Raw genomic sequence first — 16,125 nt, 5'->3', positions numbered from 1 at the left:
AGGGTCTTCACTCGGCCAAATGCGGTTGCTGGACCCTGGGACGCGGCTTGAGAAATTCCGCAAGCGGGCGCTCGAACAATCGCCATGCCGCTACGCCTATCAAGGCGGAAAGGACCAGGCTGGCGGCGAAAAACGACAATGGGTTGAAATGTGCCTTGAACTTCCCGATCGCGGAGATGGTCAGCGTATGCGTCAGGTAGACCGAATATGAGGCGTCGCCGAGCACGGCAAGGGCAGGAACAAGAGGGACGCTCCTGTTCTTCTCAATGATGACGGCTCCGGCGACGAGTAGGAATGCCGGTATTCCCCAGACCACTGCGCGTGGCGATTCGATCTGGAATCGGGCCGAAACGAAAAGCAGCAGCAGACCAGCAGTCAGCGAGATGTAACCCCAGCGAAGCTGCGGCAGGCGATCTTGTTCAAATGCTCTGCCCAGCAATACCCCGGCCGGAAATTCGAGCACGATCGAGGCGGTGTAAAAAACGATCAGCGGGTTGCCGCCGGTGTAAAGACCGCCGATCAAGGTCAGGACAAGGAATACCGCGGCCAGGAAAACCAGTCGCGTGGTGTTCTCGAGAACGAGTGCCATGGCAAAGACGGCATAAAAGAACATCTCGTAGTTCAGGGTCCATCCCGGCACCACCACTGGCCAGATCTCGCCGTTGCTCGGAGATCGCATCGGAACGAAGAAAAGCGAGGCGAGAGTGTGCGTGGTGCTGACAACGAGCCGTGGAAACAGGATCGGAAAGACGATCGCCGCGAACACGAAAGAAAGCGTCACGAACCAGTACATCGGAACAATTCTGACTATGCGGTTCAGGAAGAAATCTGCCGGAGTCTGCGTGCGGTAGGCGGTCACAGTCCACATGACGAACCCGCTGACGACAAAAAAGACGTCCACGCCGGCGCTGCCGATGACGAGCGTCCGTCCGTATGTGAAGCCTTGCGCATGAAACGCCACAACCCCGAAGGCCGCAAACGCTCTCAAATATTGGATGGAGAGAAGCTTTGCCAAAGGCTGTCTCCAGTAGCGACGACCACTGTCCGAATGACGCCCACAGAAGTCCGTGCCGCGTCCTTGCATGCGCGGCCTTACGTCCATCGCATTTCGGGTGAGTTCGGCGCGAAGCGCGGCGGCCAGCGTCACTGGCGTCGGCTTCCCGTGGGCTTCTCGTTTTCCCAGGAGAGTTCGTTGTTCGTGTGGATGTTATGCGTCCTTTTTGCGCCGCAAGTTCCGTCATGGACCAGCGCATCAGTCGAACGGCCTATGAGGGACGCGCTCAATCTGCTCGGAGACCGAGTGGGCTATCTGGCTCGGAGGACCTGAATGGAGCGCAAAACCAGCGGAGGTTCAGCCCGATTGCGAGGGTAGGCGTTGACGCGACCGACGCGCTGGGGTTTCCACCAGTGTCAGCAGCCAGACGATCAGCGCGAAGCTTGGCTTCAGCACGACCCCGATACTGATCCAGCTGAACACGAGAAAGTTGCAAATCTCCACGCGCAGCCGGCTCGAATACAACCGTTGCAGAAGAATAGCCGCAATAAGGCCAAACCCGAGCAAGCCGTATTCATAGATCAACTTTGCCCAGGTGGGGTCGTTGACCTCATAGTTCATGCGATACAGCTGGACGTCCCTCAGATAGCTGCCTGCACCGTTGCCAAACCAGGTGGTAAGGGGGCCGTTGTCGAAGCTGTGTCCGATCATTTCCATCGGTGCGACGAAGCGCGCATAAGCGCTCGTATTCGGCGTCTGAAACTCGGAGAGACGGTCGAACCACAGGTCCAAGCCCGGAATATTCAAACTGTAGAGCAGGTACAGCGCCAGGACCAGGCCGACGAGAGAGACGACGAAGAGTGGAACGCGAGCGAGTGATCTCGGCAGCAGCAATCCAGCGGTGATCGCGAGCAGGCCGGAGCCGGAAAGCGAACAAAGCAATCCAGCCGTGAGAATTCCCATGGTCCGCAGCCTCGCCCGCGACCTGAACTCGATGATGAGGGCCAGGGCGACGACGAGTGAAAGATCGGCCGACTCGCGGAGGAAAAAGCCGTTTGGCTTGATGATTCCGCCGCCTTCGCGAACGAAGGTGTAGTGCCCGGCACCACGAATGGCTTCGGGGAGGTTGAAATAGATGTTGGTCAGAAGCGACGATTTGGTGGCGTTGACCAGCACGATCTGCACGATCGCGATGCCGGCGATGGCCGTTGCTGCCGAAACATAGGCAGACAGAATATATTCGTGGACACCTTCTGGTGCCCCCTTCAGCCGAATGGCGAACGGAGCATAGAGAACGAAAAGAAGCATCAACGAAGTCCACGACGTCGACGATGTCGCGGTCAAGGTTCCGAAGCAGGCGAAGATCAGGGCGACGAAGAACAGCGCCAGAGACAGGAACCCGATCGAAGCGAAGCCGCTCATCAACAGATAAGCCGTTACGAGGGCATAGCAGATGAGATCGGTTGACGCCGGAAAGGCGCTGATATTGTAGGCAATCTGCGACAGGAACAGAACGGAGATGATCGATGCCCATATGGCACGTCTCCCCGATTTGCTGAGTTCGGTGTCAGATGACGTTAACTGCGGCCGCGTCACCCCAGCTGGTGCCGCCCGGGGAACCTCAATCTCAAAGGTCATCGCGGCTCTTGCCTGGGTGGATCGCGATCACGCTAACACACTCCGGTCATGTGTAACGGCCGATATCGGGTTCCAGTTTTGACGTCACGTCAGTCCCTCCGGAGCAGGATGTCGCGAAGACGCGCGGTTCCCTGCTCGAGCCCGAAGCGGCTCGACATCAGCTCGAACAGCTTGGCCTGGTTCCTGTTAAGGACGGCGAGGTCGTCGATACTGCTGATGATGACATTTGCCAAGCCTTCCATGGTGTCCGCGAGATACATGGCCGATTGCTCATCGGCAGTGGTGCCATCGACTGCCGTTCGAAGTCCGAATATGGGAAGCCTTGCGAAGGCGTAATCCAACAGTTTCAGCTTGAAACCCCCACCGAGCGTCTCCGCGACCAGTCCGCCGCGCGACTTCGCAACCACGCCCGAGAGATCGGCAACCGGGCCATGGAACACCAGATTCGGTCGCTCATGGGCATAGCGGGCCTGGATGTCCTCCGGAACGATTCCGACTACGTCAAGGGTGACGTTCTTGGATTTCAGTATCGGAAGCAACGTGCCAACGATGTGCTCGAGATTGCGCTGCTTTGCTACCCATTCGAATGAGCCGAGCAGCAGGATGGATCGCGGCCGGGTTGGCTCGATGCGATCGCTCGGCGCGATCGTTCCGAGATAAATCGGCGGCACCACGAACGTGGTCTTGCCAGACGGCGCAAAATAAGCCGCATCGACGTCGGTGATGCAGACAATGCTGTCGGCGGCCTTGACGATGCGTTGCTCCAGTCGCCGGTACTTTTCAGCATCCCAGCGCATGATCGACCGCAGCACCGGGTTGGCGAAGTCTTTCGCGATCTCGGGCCTGATCCTTCCTTCGGCGTTATGCGCCACGTAGCAGATCGAGGCTTGCTTCCGTTGCTGTAATACCATCGGCAAGAACGCGGCGGAGCGGGCGTGATCGAACACGATCCAGTCCCAGCGTTGATTCAAGAGTTCTGTCAGAGCCTTTCCGATCAAGGGCGGTGCGAGACTGTAGGCGTCCCTTGGCAACGATGTCAGCAGGCTCAGAATTTCGAATCGCCTTGGCCATGGCGGCTCCGGGAAGGCCGTGCGCTGCAAGCCGAGCAGGCGGTCCTCGATCCGCCCGTTCTCGCGTCGCGCGCCGACGACCGTGACGGCAGCCCGCTCGGTCCTTGAGAGCGCCGTAAGCATTCCCGCAGTATAGAGCGCATCGCCGGTAAGGAGCGGCGAGGGGACACGGCCGGCGAGCCAGAGAATCTTCTTCATCGCTCTATCTCGAAACAACGCTCAGAACAGAATGCCGAGGCCGAGCATCGGCGACTTTGGATCACGCAACGGATGGAGATTTCGCGCCGAGCAGGCGTCGCTTGACCAGGAGTCTTGCAACGTAGGTGATCCGCTTCGTGCCGCGAGCGATGGAGGCGAGCCCCTGGCGAAGCCGCTCCGTGGGCTGCAAGGGAGGGGCGTCGAGATTGCGCAGCTCGATGCTGCTTTCGTAGGCTGCCTGGCTGACGAGAAACGGTTGGGTCTCGGCGAAATCAATCCCGTGCCGATCGTAATAGACGAGCTTGTGGTCGAGTGGTCGGTCGGCGACCGATAGCGCCCTGATCAGCTCCACCGCGCCCTTCCGCGTGACGGCATAGGCGGCGGATCCGAGCGCAGGCTTCAGGGGAACGACGAGCTGGGCTGTTTCGCCCTTGACGAGCGAAACGCCAGATTTCGATGTGTGCGCATAGTGAATGCCCTCGAATTTCACGATGTCGCTCTTCATCAGAAAGCGCGGCAGATCGCGTCGATAGAACTGCGCAAAGCGTTCGTCGAACGCGGCGTCGTCCTCGAAGATGATCGCCATCGGCAAGTTCCTGCGAACGATGCGTTTCAGCGCGGCGATGTGCGAAAGATAGCAACCGATTTCGCCTGCCTTCATCGGGCGATTGGCAGGGGCAAAGTGGAATTCGCGGCGGATCACACGGCGAATGAGCATCGCCCGCTTCCTGGCGTCGATGGCGGGGAGCCTTTCAAAGGGGATCCCGAGTCGCGTCAGCGCACTCGAAATGTCCTGCCATCGCGCAACGTCCCGATCAAGATTGATGACGAAGGCCGGTATGGTAGCGTCGGTTGCCACAAGTTTTCTCACGTTTGATTTGTCGCTCGCTCAGAGCAAGTGGTGTTGCCGCAAATTTCGTCATTCTCCAGACAAAAGTTCGGCAGTCCGACCACATCATGGCCAAGCTTGACGTGTCTTATACGAAGCCATCTCCCGTCTTCATCCATTTCGTCAATGTGAATGGCTGATCGTCGGGAAACCCGTACAGTGCGAGGCTAACCTGTCCTACCGACGCAAGGCTGTCAACTTGAGCGAGCTTTGTTGATGAAGACAGGAGTCGCCGTCATCGAAATTACACACGCTCAGAAGGCTCGCTGAATGATCCTCACCGAGATTGGCAAACGCGTCCTCCCAATACTGATGATCCTCACTGCCATTCCGACGCCGGCGCGGTCGGCAGGATGGGAGCTGGTGTTTTCCGACGAATTCAACGGCGACAAGCTCGACCGCACCAAGTGGGCCACGCGTTATCTCTACAACAACGAGACGATGGACCATTTCAACGACGAGAACCAACGCTATCGCGACGGCCACCTCGTGGCGGACGGCGTGCTCAACCTGATTGCAAAGAAGATGCCCGGATCGGTCAGCCTGTACGAATCCGCAATGATCCGCAGTCACCGAACGTTCTACTACGGGTATTATGAAGCGCGTGTGTTCCTGCCCAACGCCAAGGGAGTCTGGCCGGCGTTCTGGCTCGAGGCCGACTACGACATCGATGGCAAGACCTGGCATCCGCCGGAGATCGACATCTTCGAGTTTGTCATCAATGGCGTCGAGGACAAGGCGAACTCGCTGCACTCGAATGTGGTGGCGCCCTTCAATCCGCAGCAATACACCTATGTCGATCGCTCCTTCGAGCTCAAGTTCCAGAATATGTATGGAAGCGAGGACCTCAATCAGGGCTGGCATACTGTTGGCTTCGTGTGGGCGCCCGACAAGATATCGATGTTCTGGGATGGGAAGCTGATCTACACGCGCAATTACCAGTGGCTGCGCAGCGACGGAAAGCTCGGGCCGCCCGCGCATGTCGATCTCAACTTCGCCGTTGGCGGCAGCAAATGGGCGGGCCGGCATGGCGTTGATGAGGCGGCGTTTCCGCAGACCTTCAAGATCGATTATCTCCGCGTCTGTCAGTACACGACCTCCGAGCGCGGCGGCCGGCAATGTGGTCCGAGCGAACTGACGCCGGATCCAAAGCAATTTGGCTATTCCGCGCCACTCAACGACATGGCGAAGCCGGCGTTCCTGGGCGTCAGCAAGGTGGTGGCGGGCAAGAAGCCCAACGCGGGCGTCCTGGCGCTAACCACAAGCGACAAGCTCGACGTCGAAATTCCGCTCAAGGTCCCGGAAGACTATCCATCCAACCGGACGCTTCAGCTCACCATTTACGACAAGGCAACGGGATCCATCGTGTCGTCAGCCAGTGCCAAACTTCAGGTCGAGCCTGACAAGAAGCGCGCCGACGGCTCCACCATTGTCGCGGCCTCACTGCCTGCCGTTCAGAGTCCCGGAAACTACATCCTGTTTGGCAGGTTGGCGGCAGAGGCGACCAACGGCAATGGAAAGGAGACGCTGTCCAGTCCTGTGACGTGCAGCACGGATGTCGTCCAGCCGGCCAAGGCGACGGTGTGCAAGCTGTTGTACATGGAAGTGCAGGCACAGTCGCATTGATGGAGGCGCGCCGGCGGTGGCCGCGCCTTTCATCCGTGCAAGCCAGCTTCGGCGGCATGGCAGGTTCGCTATGCCCGCTCTGCTCCGAAGAACTCGCGTCGCAGCTTCGGCGTCATCAGCCTCAGCGAGAGCACGGTCTTGATGAAACGCAGCGGATGGGCAAGCGTCGCCTTGTTGAAGAAGGTTGCGATCAGCCCGGACGAATTGCTGTGGGCCCCCGGATGTCCGACCCGGTAGATCGCGCCGAAGAAGGGGAGGGGCGATAGCGGGGTTCCCGCTGCGGCCAGTTCCTGAGCGACGGCGATGTGGCTGCCAAGCATGCGCTTCATGTAGTCGTCCGCATCGTTTCCCTTGAGCCTCTCGAGATCGTAGAGCCGGGCGTTGATGATGTGCGACGTGCCGCAAAGCATGAAGAACTTTGAGATGGCACCGAGCAGCCGGGTGCCTTCGGTCCACATGTAGCCACGGTCGATGTACCATCCATTGTCGTCGGGATGCCTGGCGACGTGGTCGGCTAGCCTGGAACTGACAAAATCGTCATCGTCGACGATCATGAAGAAGGTGGTGTTCCGTGCTGCCAGCATTCCCGCGCGCACACGACGTCCCTTGTCGATGCGGAAGAAATCACGGAAAACCTCGACGTCGTCTGTGGCACCACGTTCGTGCTTCAGGTTCGGCGCAAAATCGACACGTTCGACCGAAAAGCCCTTCGGCAGAGGAGGCAGGTCTGCGCCGGTATTCGCCACAATGATGGCTTGCCAGCGGTCACCATTCTGACCCGAGATCGATGTTATGGTCTGCGCAAGCCGCGCCTTGAGGGCGTCCCAGTTCTTGGAATTTGCCGGATGGCGAACCGGTATAATGAAGGTCAACATGAATTGTCTCGCATGGACGTCGTGGGCTTTGATGCTGCGCATCGCGCGATGGCTCCGGCAAGATAGCATGTCCTGTTGGCCCGACAGATGCATAGCACCAAGTGACTGCTGCCGCCCGGATTGGTCATCGTGGTTGCACGAACTGTCAGCGAGAGGTTTGTGGCGAAGCTATGAAACGTGGCTCCATTTTCCCTTGCGACAGATCGTTGTGCGACCGTGACGATCCCTGAACTCTCTCGGAACTACCCCGCGATCTGCTGATCGGTTCAGCGCGCTTTCTCTCTTCTTGATGTGAACGACAGATGACTCCTGGAATGCCGCTGGATCAAAAATCCTCTACGCAGCTCTTGACCATACAGTACTTGCGCGGTGTCGCATCCGTGATGGTGGTTCTGCACCACATCAGAAATCCCTGGCCGAATCTGTACAATCCGCTCGAAAAATTCGACATGGGCGAGGCCGGGGTCGACATCTTCTTCATCATCAGCGGCGTGGTGATGTACCTCTCGTCGCGGGTTGAGACACCAGCGGTCTTCGCCGGATTGCGGCTCATCCGGGTCGCGCCGCTGTACTGGATCCTGACGCTCGGCGCGGCCAGCTTGCTTCTATTGTCTGGCGGGGCGAAACCCGGCATCGAGCTCGTGAACGACGTGATACTTTCCGCGTTGTTCATTCCACATCACAGCTCGATCTTTACCGCCACGATCTGGCCGGTGTTGAACCCGGGCTGGACCCTGTATTTCGAAATGTTCTTCTACCTGATCTTTGCGGTTGGCCTTTTCTTTCGCAAACCGCTGCTGATCTCGCTTTGTCTGATTGCCCTGCTCGTTACGCTGGGACAGTTTGTCGCCACCGACGAATCGATCTTCCGCACGTATACGCACCCGCTGGTGATGTACACGCACCCCCTGATGCTGGAATTTGCAGCCGGCATCGTCTTGGGATGGTTGTTCCTGAGCGGGAAAGTTCCGAACGTCTGGTTGCTCCTGCCGGCTGGCTTCCTGGCGTTGTTCGCGGCGCATATCTTGCGGCTTCCGTACTTGTTTCTGCAAAACGGGCTGTGCGCGGTGTTGATTATGGTCGGCGCGGTTGCCGCCGAGCGATCATTCAAGATTCCCGAGATTCGCTGGCTGCGATTGCTGGGGGATGCGAGCTATTCGATCTATCTGACGCACGCGCTGACCCTCTTCGTATTTCGCCGCCTGTTTCTTCGGCTACGGTTGGAAGGTGTGCCGCAATTTGCGTTGTTCGCAACTCTCGCCGCAACGGCCTCGCTCCTGGTCGGATTCCTGGTCTACTTCAAGGTGGAGCGTTCGATGACGCGCTGGCTGCGTTCGCAATTCCTGACGGTCTTTGCGGTCAAGCGCGGAGGTGCAGGCCAGCGGTTGCTGGAAGTCAGCTCGTCTGTCACCGTGGCCCAGCCGGCGGCTGACTAATATGCGAACTCTTCTGTCTTCTTCTTGGGCAAACATTCACAGAGTTGGCGCCTTGCCCTCAGTGGACTGAAGCAGTTCAGGCATGTGCATGATGCAGATGCACTCCGCAATCAAGCGATCTTGATGTCTCGGGTTTTGGGATCCCATTGGGCCTCACTGCGTTAAGCAGTCAGTTTTTTGACACCAGTCCATTGCGAGGTTGTGGGTACCGGAACCGACAACTCTCATAATCACCTCAGGGCTCGTCCCACCCAAACTTATCGGCTTCGCCGCTGAATCTTGTGCTTGTTGGTGCGATTGCTTGGTCATGCGGGACGACAGGAACATGAACATTGCGTATCTCATCCTTGCCCACAGGCATCCGGAGCAGCTTTCTCGGCTGGTCCATCAGCTGCGGTCGCCGAATGTAGACATGTTTGTGCATATCGACGCCCAGGTGGACATCGACCCGTTCCTGCGGGTGGTCGGTTCCGATGTACAATTCCTAGCAAAGCGAATTCCGATCTATTGGGGCGACTATTCGCTCATCAGCGCGGCCCTTGTGCTCATGGAGGCAGCATTGGCGGCGCCTCGCCGCTATGATTATTTGGTTCTAATCAGCGGCGCAGACTATCCGCTGCGTTCGACGACCGAGATCGAGAGTTTCTTCATAGAGAACAATGGCATTCAATTCATCGATTCGGTGGCGATGCCGTCTGAGGCCGCCGCGAAACCGCTGTCGCGCCTGACGACCTACAAGGGCCGCCCCGGGCCGCTGGGTTGGTGCAGCGGCAAAGGGCGTCGGCTGTTTGGCGGCCTCGGCCTGATGGAGAAGGGGCGCGACTACAAGAAGTACTTCGGCGAACTAACCCCTTACGCCGGCAACCAATGGTGGGCGCTGACGCGCGATGCTTGCATCTACGTCCAGAAATTCGTGGCCGACAATCCGAGGATCATGAAATTCTATGAGAATACCCATGTCCCGGATGAAATGGTGTTCCAGACCATCCTGGCGAACTCACCGTTTCGTCCGAACATGCGGCGCAGTCTCACCTATTCGGATTGGAGCAGGGGCGGCGCAAATCCGTCGGAAATCGGCGAGCGTCACATCGCGATGTTTCGCGCCAATCCGCGCCTCAGGATAGATGGCATTTACGGCGCGGGTGAACTGCTGTTTTGCCGCAAGGTCATGGACACTACCATCTCGGATCAGCTCGCGGTCATGATCCAGCAACGGAATCCGGGTAGGTGACAACCCTCCTGACCCATTGCTTGCATTTGATGGCCGAGGAAACCGTGCACAGCCATGATCTGCCGGGAACAGAACATGTCGAGTCTGACGTCTCCGGCTACAATTTGGTCGCATTTCGGAGCTGGTTGAAGGCTGATACTTGTTCCGCACCGAAACCGCGAAGGGCAGGCGTGCCTCTTGCATCTACGGCTATGACAACTTGCCAATTGCATCCTCAGTGGGCTGGCAATGGATGGGGCGCGTGGTCGCGGTCGAGCGCGCTCCGCCGAGTCCGCTTCGGGGAAGCGCCTGATGGCAATCGAGTTGCGCGGGGTCGGAAACGGTCCGCTGGGCCGTCGGCTTCGCGCAAGCGATTCTTCGCACGATTCCATACATTCAATGTGACCGCCCGTAATCGCGCCGGGAGTTCACGAGCTGGGAAGAAATCTGCAAATGGTAGGTACTGAACCCGGCAAGCCGACACACGCCGTTCGGGCGATCCGGGGCGTGTTCTGGTCGAGCGTCAACTCGGTCATACCGTCGCTCGCCGGTTTTCTCGTTTTCCTGGTGACTTCGCGCTATCTCGGTCCGGGCGAGTTCGGTGTCGTGGCCCTGGCCGGCAGTCTGGTAGCGCTGCTCGCAGTGCTGTTGCCGTCGGGTTTCGCCGAGGCGATCGTTCAGCGGTCGTCCGTCGACGACATTCATCTCGACTCGACCTTCTGGGCGGCAACGATGTGCGCGCTCGTCGCGTATGCCGTGCTTGCGATCTGCAGTGGACCGTTCAGCCGAATGCTCGGCTCGGAATGGATTGCGGTGTTGCTGCCCGTCGCCGGGCTCAGGCTGTTCGCGGATGCCGCCGGTATCGTTCCGCAGGCCATCATCACGCGAAGAATGTCCTTTGAGTTGATTGCCGGCCGGACATTGCTTGCCACAGTGGTATCGGCGGCGCTGACCGTGCTTCTTCTCGTCGCCGGTTATGGCGTTTGGGCTCTCCTCATCGCGCAACTGTCCTCATCGGTCACCGCGGCGGTGGCCGCGATGTGGGGAGCTGGGTGGCGGCCGAAATTCCGGATCAGCCTGGATGCGCTCAAATCGCTCGCGCGTTACGGCGGGTTTTCATCGGGCACTCGCGCCATGCAGGCCCTGACGACGCAGGCGGATCCCGCGATCGTGGGACTGTATCTGGGGCCACATCAAGCGGGCGTCTATGCCTTTTCCCGGAACCTGTTCCAGATGATCCTCAATGTGCTGGCGTCGCCGATCGGCGCAGTGGCTCATCCGATGTTCTCGGCCATTCAGGAGAATGTGGATCGGGTCAGGAAGGGCTTCCTGCTTGCGACGTTTCTCTCTTCTGCGTTGTCGTTTCCGGTCTTCATCGGGTTTGCGATGGTGGCGGACCTTGCGGTTCCCGTCATATTCGGATCGCGCTGGGTCGATACGGTTGACCCGATCAGGTTGTATTGTGGCTTGGGCTTGATGGCCTGTATCGGTGTGATTCAGGGGAGCCTGATCAACAGCCGTGGTCATGCGCATTGGTGGTTTTATTACCAGCTTGCCGCCGGAATAGTCACGCTTGGGATCCTGCTGCTGATGTCGAGATTCGGCGTGACCGTGCTTCTGGCTTCCGTCCTGATCGCAACCATCGCCCGATGGCCGTTCGCGGTGATGAAGACCTCTCGACTGTTGTCGGAACCAGTTTCGGAGTACTTGCGGGTCTTCGTCGGCCCGACGGTCTCCTGCGTGGTCATGGTGGCGTGCATTGCCGCCACCAGACATCTTCTTCCCGAGCTTCCGCCAACGCTTGCGCTGAGTATCAACGTTGCGGTTGGAGCAGTGTCATATCTCGGGGCGATGCTGGTAATCGCCAGGGATCAGACGCTTGATGTCGCGAGGTTGCTTTTTGGCTCGATCTCGTCCGGATCACAGGGCGAGCGTGGGGTTGCGTCGACGCCTGGTTGAACAGGTTGGTTGCACCCCGTGGCTCAATGATGGTACCCGACGTCTATCTCGTCTTATGTTCCTCTGTTCTCGAACCTGACTAAGGCCCGAGCAAGTAGAAATGCACGAAGTTGCACTAACGTTGGTCCTATGCTCTCGAAATGGAATGAGGACCGTCGGCAAATGCCTGGATCATATTCGCTCGATGGACGGCGCTGCCGCCATTGAGGTTGTGCTGGTCGACAACGGCTCGACCGACGGCACCTTCGCGGCCATGCAGGAGTTCTGCCGGGCCAACCCAAATCTGTGGCGTGCCATCCAGGAGACCAGGCCGGGCAATTCGGCGGGCCGAAACACCGGGATCATGGCGTCCTCCGGCGGAGTGATCCTGTTCATCGACGACGATTGTTATCCGGACAGGGATTTTGCGTCCGCGTGGAAGACTGTATTCGCGCAAGATCCGAGGCTGGGCTTTGGTTCTGGAAGAATCCTGCCGTACGATGCACTGCAGTCACCGCTCGGTTGCAACACCAGTACCACGATACAGATTCTGACGTCGTCCACCTTTGTCCAGCGAGGGTTTATCCAAGGGTCCAACATGGCGTTCAGGCGCCAGTGTTTGATCGATGCCGGCATGTTCGATGCCCGGTTCGGGGCCGGTACGCCGTTCGCCGGCGAGGAATGGGAAGTTGCCGTCAGGTCGTCATATGCTGGCTGGACGGGCGGATATTTCCCGCAGCCAAGCGTGGCTCACGATCATGGTCGTTTTGACGACGAGGCATTCGTGCGCGGGCATTACTACGACATCGGCGCCGGCGCCGTCTACGCCAAGCACCTTCTGACGGCGCATGCTCCCACGACGATCGTGGAGATCGCGCGGGACATCCGCAGACAGATCAGGAAGGGTGCCGCCGTTGGGCCCCTGTTCGGAGGAGCCATGCAATATTACTCGACCATGCTGCGTCAGGCGCGATCATGAAACTCTACTACTATCGGAGCATAGCGCCGAACTTTGGTGACGACCTGAACAATGTGCTGATGCCGAAGGTTTTTCCGCGCTTCTTTGATGAAGACGATCTGACCCTGTTTCTGGCGATTGGCTCGGTCCTGTTCGACCATCATCCGCATCAGGCCCTGAAAGTGGTCTTTGGGTCGGGATTTGGTCAATACACTGCGGCTCCTCGACTCGACGACCGTTGGAAGTTCTATTGCGTGCGAGGACCGCTGACTGCGCAAGCGTTGGGACTCGACGAACGCCTGGTCGCGGCCGATGCGGCCGTGTTGGTCAATCGCCACATGAGGGATGAAGTCCCGAAACGTTTCAAGTTCAGCTACATCCCGCATTGGCAGAGCTTATTGAACGGCGACTGGCCCAAGGCATGTGAACTGGCCAATGTCGAACTGATCGATCCGCGTTGGCCGGTCGATCGCGTCCTTGAAATGATCCAGGCTTCGAACACTGTCATTACCGAAGCGATGCATGGAGCCATCGTGGCGGATGCGCTGCGGGTGCCGTGGGTGCCGGTTCTTCCGTTCCACCGGTCGCATCGATTCAAATGGTCGGATTGGGCCGGCGCTCTGATGATCGACCTGAGACCCTACGCCACCTTTCCCGCGACGTTGCACGACCTCTGGGTCTCGAAGACGGGCAGGGATGGCAACTGGATGTCCAGCAAGAACAGGCTGGTTCAACTGGCCGTCGGAGCGGCCAACAACGCGCTGCCTTATATCGCCGCGCGCGGATTGCGGCGGCTTAGCGAAATGGAGCCCGTGCTCAGCTCAGATGTTGCCCTCGCAAAGGCCGTGTCGAAGCTCGAGGACGCCGCCGACCGGATCCGCCGGGATTTTCATCGTTGAGCGAGACGCGCCGCGTCTCGTTCTAAGAGCGTTCAGAACTGGATGACCTTTACGCCGGCGATATACATTCTGGCGGGGAAGCCGCCAGGACCGTTCGGCTCGCCCGCCGGGCCGCCGACGGCAACGTCCATCAGCATGTACCATGGCCCGGCGCCGACCCGGTTCGGCATGGCGCAATAGGGCCTGTCGTTGAGGTAGTAGACGATCTGCTGCTCGCCGATGAAGCAGCCGAAGCGGTTGAACCGGGAAAAAAGATCGACGCCTTCTTCAATCAGGCCAAGCGGCATCGCCGCGCCGCGGGCGTCAGGTCCCTTTTCGCCTTTCCAGTGAATGCTGGAGAATATGACGTCTTCCCGATACTGCGGCGCCCCGGTGATGTAGGTCTCGAGGAGGTCGATCTCTGGTGGCCAGCCGGGGCTGACGGGTAGCAGCCACAGCCCCGGCCAGCTGCCTCTAACTTTCATCAGCCTGACATTGAACTCGACGTAGGTGTTGAGCGTAATGCGGTTGAACAGGGTACGCGATGTTACGATCGCAGAGGAAAACCTGAACGGCGTTTCCTTCCGCCACCCCGGCACCAGTTTGCCTCCTTGCCCATCCGACAGCCCATCTTGGTGGTATTCGGCCTGAATGAAGCGGCAGCCCGTTGGTGGATCTATTCCCCACACTGTTGTTTCCGGATTGAGCGACGGGTCGGCGTAGTAGCCCAATTCCTTGTTGCCATCCTGGCGGCGCCCGCTCGCAAGACGGCTTTGCCAGCATGGATTGCCGCCAGCGACATACCCCTCGTCGTTCGCGAAATTGCGATCGAGCAGGCGATCGGAGAAGATCACCGAGCCGTGCGAAGGAAGTGGCGGCAGCGGGACATTGTCACTGACATGGGGGGCCGCGACCGAAGGCAGGTCGCCTAGTCTTACCTCTCCACTGGCGCGCGCAAAGCCGAAAAGCGGATGTCCGAAATCCGATATCTGGAAGATGATTGACTTGCCCGCCTCAAGCGGCCGCACTAGGCGGATCTTCACCACTTTGACCTGCTCGCCGGGCTGAAAGATGAGGAAGCCGCGGGCAACGAAGAAATCGGCGTCCTTCGTCGTCTCGCCTGGCAAAACCCCAATCGTTCCGGTCCCGTCACGCGTTTCATATTCCAGCACAAGCGTGCAGGTGGTCGGCGCGTTGAGCTTGACGGGCACTTCCGCCCAGAGCTCTGCTGGTCCGACCGTCGTATCCACGACGGCGATGGTGGCGTCGCCGAATGACAACGCACCGTCCGCCGCAGCCGGCGTGTCCAAGACCGTCAGCGGGCCGATGGTCGTCAATGCGAGTCCGACCGAGCCCTTGAGCAATGTCCTTCGCGTTGCGCGCATCATCTCCGCTTCACCGGCCCTTTGCTTCCCAGAGGCGACGCCCGGACGAGAAGCCGAAGGACACGACAAATTGAAGCGCCAGCGCGACAAGGCCCACAGGGACGGCGAGGGCAAGCGCGCCAAATCTGCGCTTGGCGATGGCGTATTGGCCCGCCGTGCGCAACTCGGTCCGGAGTGTGCGAAGTCCTTGCCAGTCGCGCCGCCGCCAGGTCGAGCTGAGCCAGCGCAGGATGAAGGTCGTGCGGGTATCGGGCCGCAGGATGTATTTGGCATAAAAACTGCCGCGGCCGCGATCATAGGAATTGAGCAATGCCGGCACGTCCGCTTCGACGCGACCATGGTCGTGCTGCACGGTCGGACGGGGGTCGAAGCAGGCGTCGAATCCCGCCCACAACACCGCTGTCACCGCATCAATGTCCTCGCAGGGAAAGCGCGTGCCCGCGCCGAGCTCGGAATCGATGCCGCCGATGGCCTGCAGCGCCTCGCGCCGAAAGGCGAGGTTTGCGCCTTGCAGCGTCCCGGCCCGGACAAAGGTCCGTTTCGGATAGATGCGCGGTGCTTCGCTTTCCTCGATCGTGATCCTGGCGTGGTTCGGATTGTGCAGCAAAATGCGGCCTCCGATCACGCCCGCGCCGGGATGATCGGCAAACGCAGCGAGTATGGCATCAACATAGTCTGGCGACGGATAGCAGTCGTCATCGGTGAAGGCGACGATCTTGCCGCGCGCGCTTTCCCAGCCAAGATTTCGGGCCGCGCCCAGTCCTATCCGCTCGCCGACGACATATCTTGAGACCGTGTCGCTGGCTAATGCACGCTGCAGCACGGCCGCCGTATCGTCGGTCGATGCGTTGTCCACCCAGATCACTTCGTAGCGGTGATTGGTGCGCAATGCCCGTAGCGCGCCGAGTGTTCCTGACAGGCGGCTCGCACGATTGCGCGTGCAGATGACGATCGATATCTCGATCTCTCTGGTCGGATCAGCATCCACCATCAGGGTCCTGCGCATTCACGAGGCGGAGAGAATGACAGC

13 protein-coding genes are annotated in these 16,125 nt (G+C 59.3%); 6 read left to right on the top strand and 7 right to left on the bottom strand.

Going from position 1 to position 16,125, the window contains the following annotated elements; all coding sequences use genetic code 11:
- Window positions 1–7 precede the first annotated feature (7 nt).
- From AYJ54_RS02970 to AYJ54_RS02955, 4 genes are all read right to left on the bottom strand, one after another.
- On the bottom strand, window positions 8–1,147 hold the full coding sequence (locus AYJ54_RS02970) for an acyltransferase family protein (RefSeq protein ID WP_082905455.1): 1,140 nt from the start codon (window positions 1,145–1,147) through the stop codon (window positions 8–10).
- 204 nt (window positions 1,148–1,351) lie between these two features.
- Window positions 1,352–2,632, bottom strand: coding sequence for a hypothetical protein (locus AYJ54_RS02965; RefSeq protein WP_136623399.1), 1,281 nt, complete (start codon window positions 2,630–2,632; stop codon window positions 1,352–1,354).
- Window positions 2,633–2,721: 89 nt separating this feature from the next.
- Window positions 2,722–3,900, bottom strand: a complete 1,179-nt coding sequence (locus AYJ54_RS02960; RefSeq protein ID WP_063696381.1) for a glycosyltransferase — start codon at window positions 3,898–3,900, stop codon at window positions 2,722–2,724.
- Window positions 3,901–3,961: 61 nt separating this feature from the next.
- Window positions 3,962–4,759, bottom strand: coding sequence for a glycosyltransferase family 25 protein (locus tag AYJ54_RS02955; RefSeq protein ID WP_063696380.1), 798 nt, complete (start codon window positions 4,757–4,759; stop codon window positions 3,962–3,964).
- A 300-nt stretch (window positions 4,760–5,059) separates the two neighbouring features.
- On the opposite strand from AYJ54_RS02955, the gene AYJ54_RS02950 reads away from it, so the two are divergent.
- A complete protein-coding gene (locus AYJ54_RS02950) occupies window positions 5,060–6,415 on the top strand; it encodes a glycoside hydrolase family 16 protein (protein WP_063696379.1) in 1,356 nt (451 codons plus the stop codon).
- A gap of 68 nt (window positions 6,416–6,483) precedes the next feature.
- Here the strand turns inward: AYJ54_RS02950 and AYJ54_RS02945 are convergent, their stop codons facing one another.
- Window positions 6,484–7,290: a hypothetical protein gene (locus tag AYJ54_RS02945; protein WP_063696635.1), complete on the bottom strand. Its 807-nt coding sequence runs from the start codon at window positions 7,288–7,290 to the stop codon at window positions 6,484–6,486.
- Between the two features lie 314 nt (window positions 7,291–7,604).
- On the opposite strand from AYJ54_RS02945, the gene AYJ54_RS02940 reads away from it, so the two are divergent.
- The 5 genes from AYJ54_RS02940 to AYJ54_RS02920 all read left to right on the top strand — a co-directional run bounded on the left by AYJ54_RS02940 (window position 7,605) and on the right by AYJ54_RS02920 (window position 13,731).
- Window positions 7,605–8,726, top strand: coding sequence for an acyltransferase family protein (locus tag AYJ54_RS02940; RefSeq protein ID WP_161491798.1), 1,122 nt, complete (start codon window positions 7,605–7,607; stop codon window positions 8,724–8,726).
- A gap of 325 nt (window positions 8,727–9,051) precedes the next feature.
- Complete coding sequence (locus AYJ54_RS02935; protein ID WP_063696377.1) at window positions 9,052–9,957, top strand: beta-1,6-N-acetylglucosaminyltransferase; 906 nt, start codon at window positions 9,052–9,054, stop codon at window positions 9,955–9,957.
- Window positions 9,958–10,443: 486 nt separating this feature from the next.
- Window positions 10,444–11,895 (top strand): lipopolysaccharide biosynthesis protein, encoded by a 1,452-nt coding sequence (locus AYJ54_RS02930; protein WP_161491797.1) that lies wholly within the window; start codon window positions 10,444–10,446, stop codon window positions 11,893–11,895.
- A 100-nt stretch (window positions 11,896–11,995) separates the two neighbouring features.
- Window positions 11,996–12,853, top strand: a complete 858-nt coding sequence (locus AYJ54_RS02925) for a glycosyltransferase family 2 protein (RefSeq protein ID WP_082905451.1) — start codon at window positions 11,996–11,998, stop codon at window positions 12,851–12,853.
- The gene (locus tag AYJ54_RS02920; protein WP_063696374.1) at window positions 12,850–13,731 is read left to right on the top strand and encodes a polysaccharide pyruvyl transferase family protein; all 882 of its coding nucleotides are present in this window, start codon (window positions 12,850–12,852) and stop codon (window positions 13,729–13,731) included. Before AYJ54_RS02925 ends, AYJ54_RS02920 begins: the two co-directional genes overlap by 4 nt.
- Window positions 13,732–13,763: 32 nt before the next feature.
- Here the strand turns inward: AYJ54_RS02920 and AYJ54_RS02915 are convergent, their stop codons facing one another.
- Window positions 13,764–15,074: a family 16 glycosylhydrolase gene (locus AYJ54_RS02915; RefSeq protein WP_136623398.1), complete on the bottom strand. Its 1,311-nt coding sequence runs from the start codon at window positions 15,072–15,074 to the stop codon at window positions 13,764–13,766.
- A gap of 31 nt (window positions 15,075–15,105) precedes the next feature.
- Window positions 15,106–16,086, bottom strand: a complete 981-nt coding sequence (locus AYJ54_RS02910) for a glycosyltransferase family 2 protein (RefSeq protein ID WP_063696372.1) — start codon at window positions 16,084–16,086, stop codon at window positions 15,106–15,108.
- Window positions 16,087–16,125: the final 39 nt, after the last annotated feature.

The sequence above is a fragment of the Bradyrhizobium centrolobii genome (genome assembly GCF_001641635.1).
Taxonomy (GTDB): Bacteria; Pseudomonadota; Alphaproteobacteria; order Rhizobiales; family Xanthobacteraceae; genus Bradyrhizobium; species Bradyrhizobium centrolobii.
Note: the sequence above shows the minus strand (reverse complement) of the source record. Positions and strands in the feature narration are given on the sequence as shown.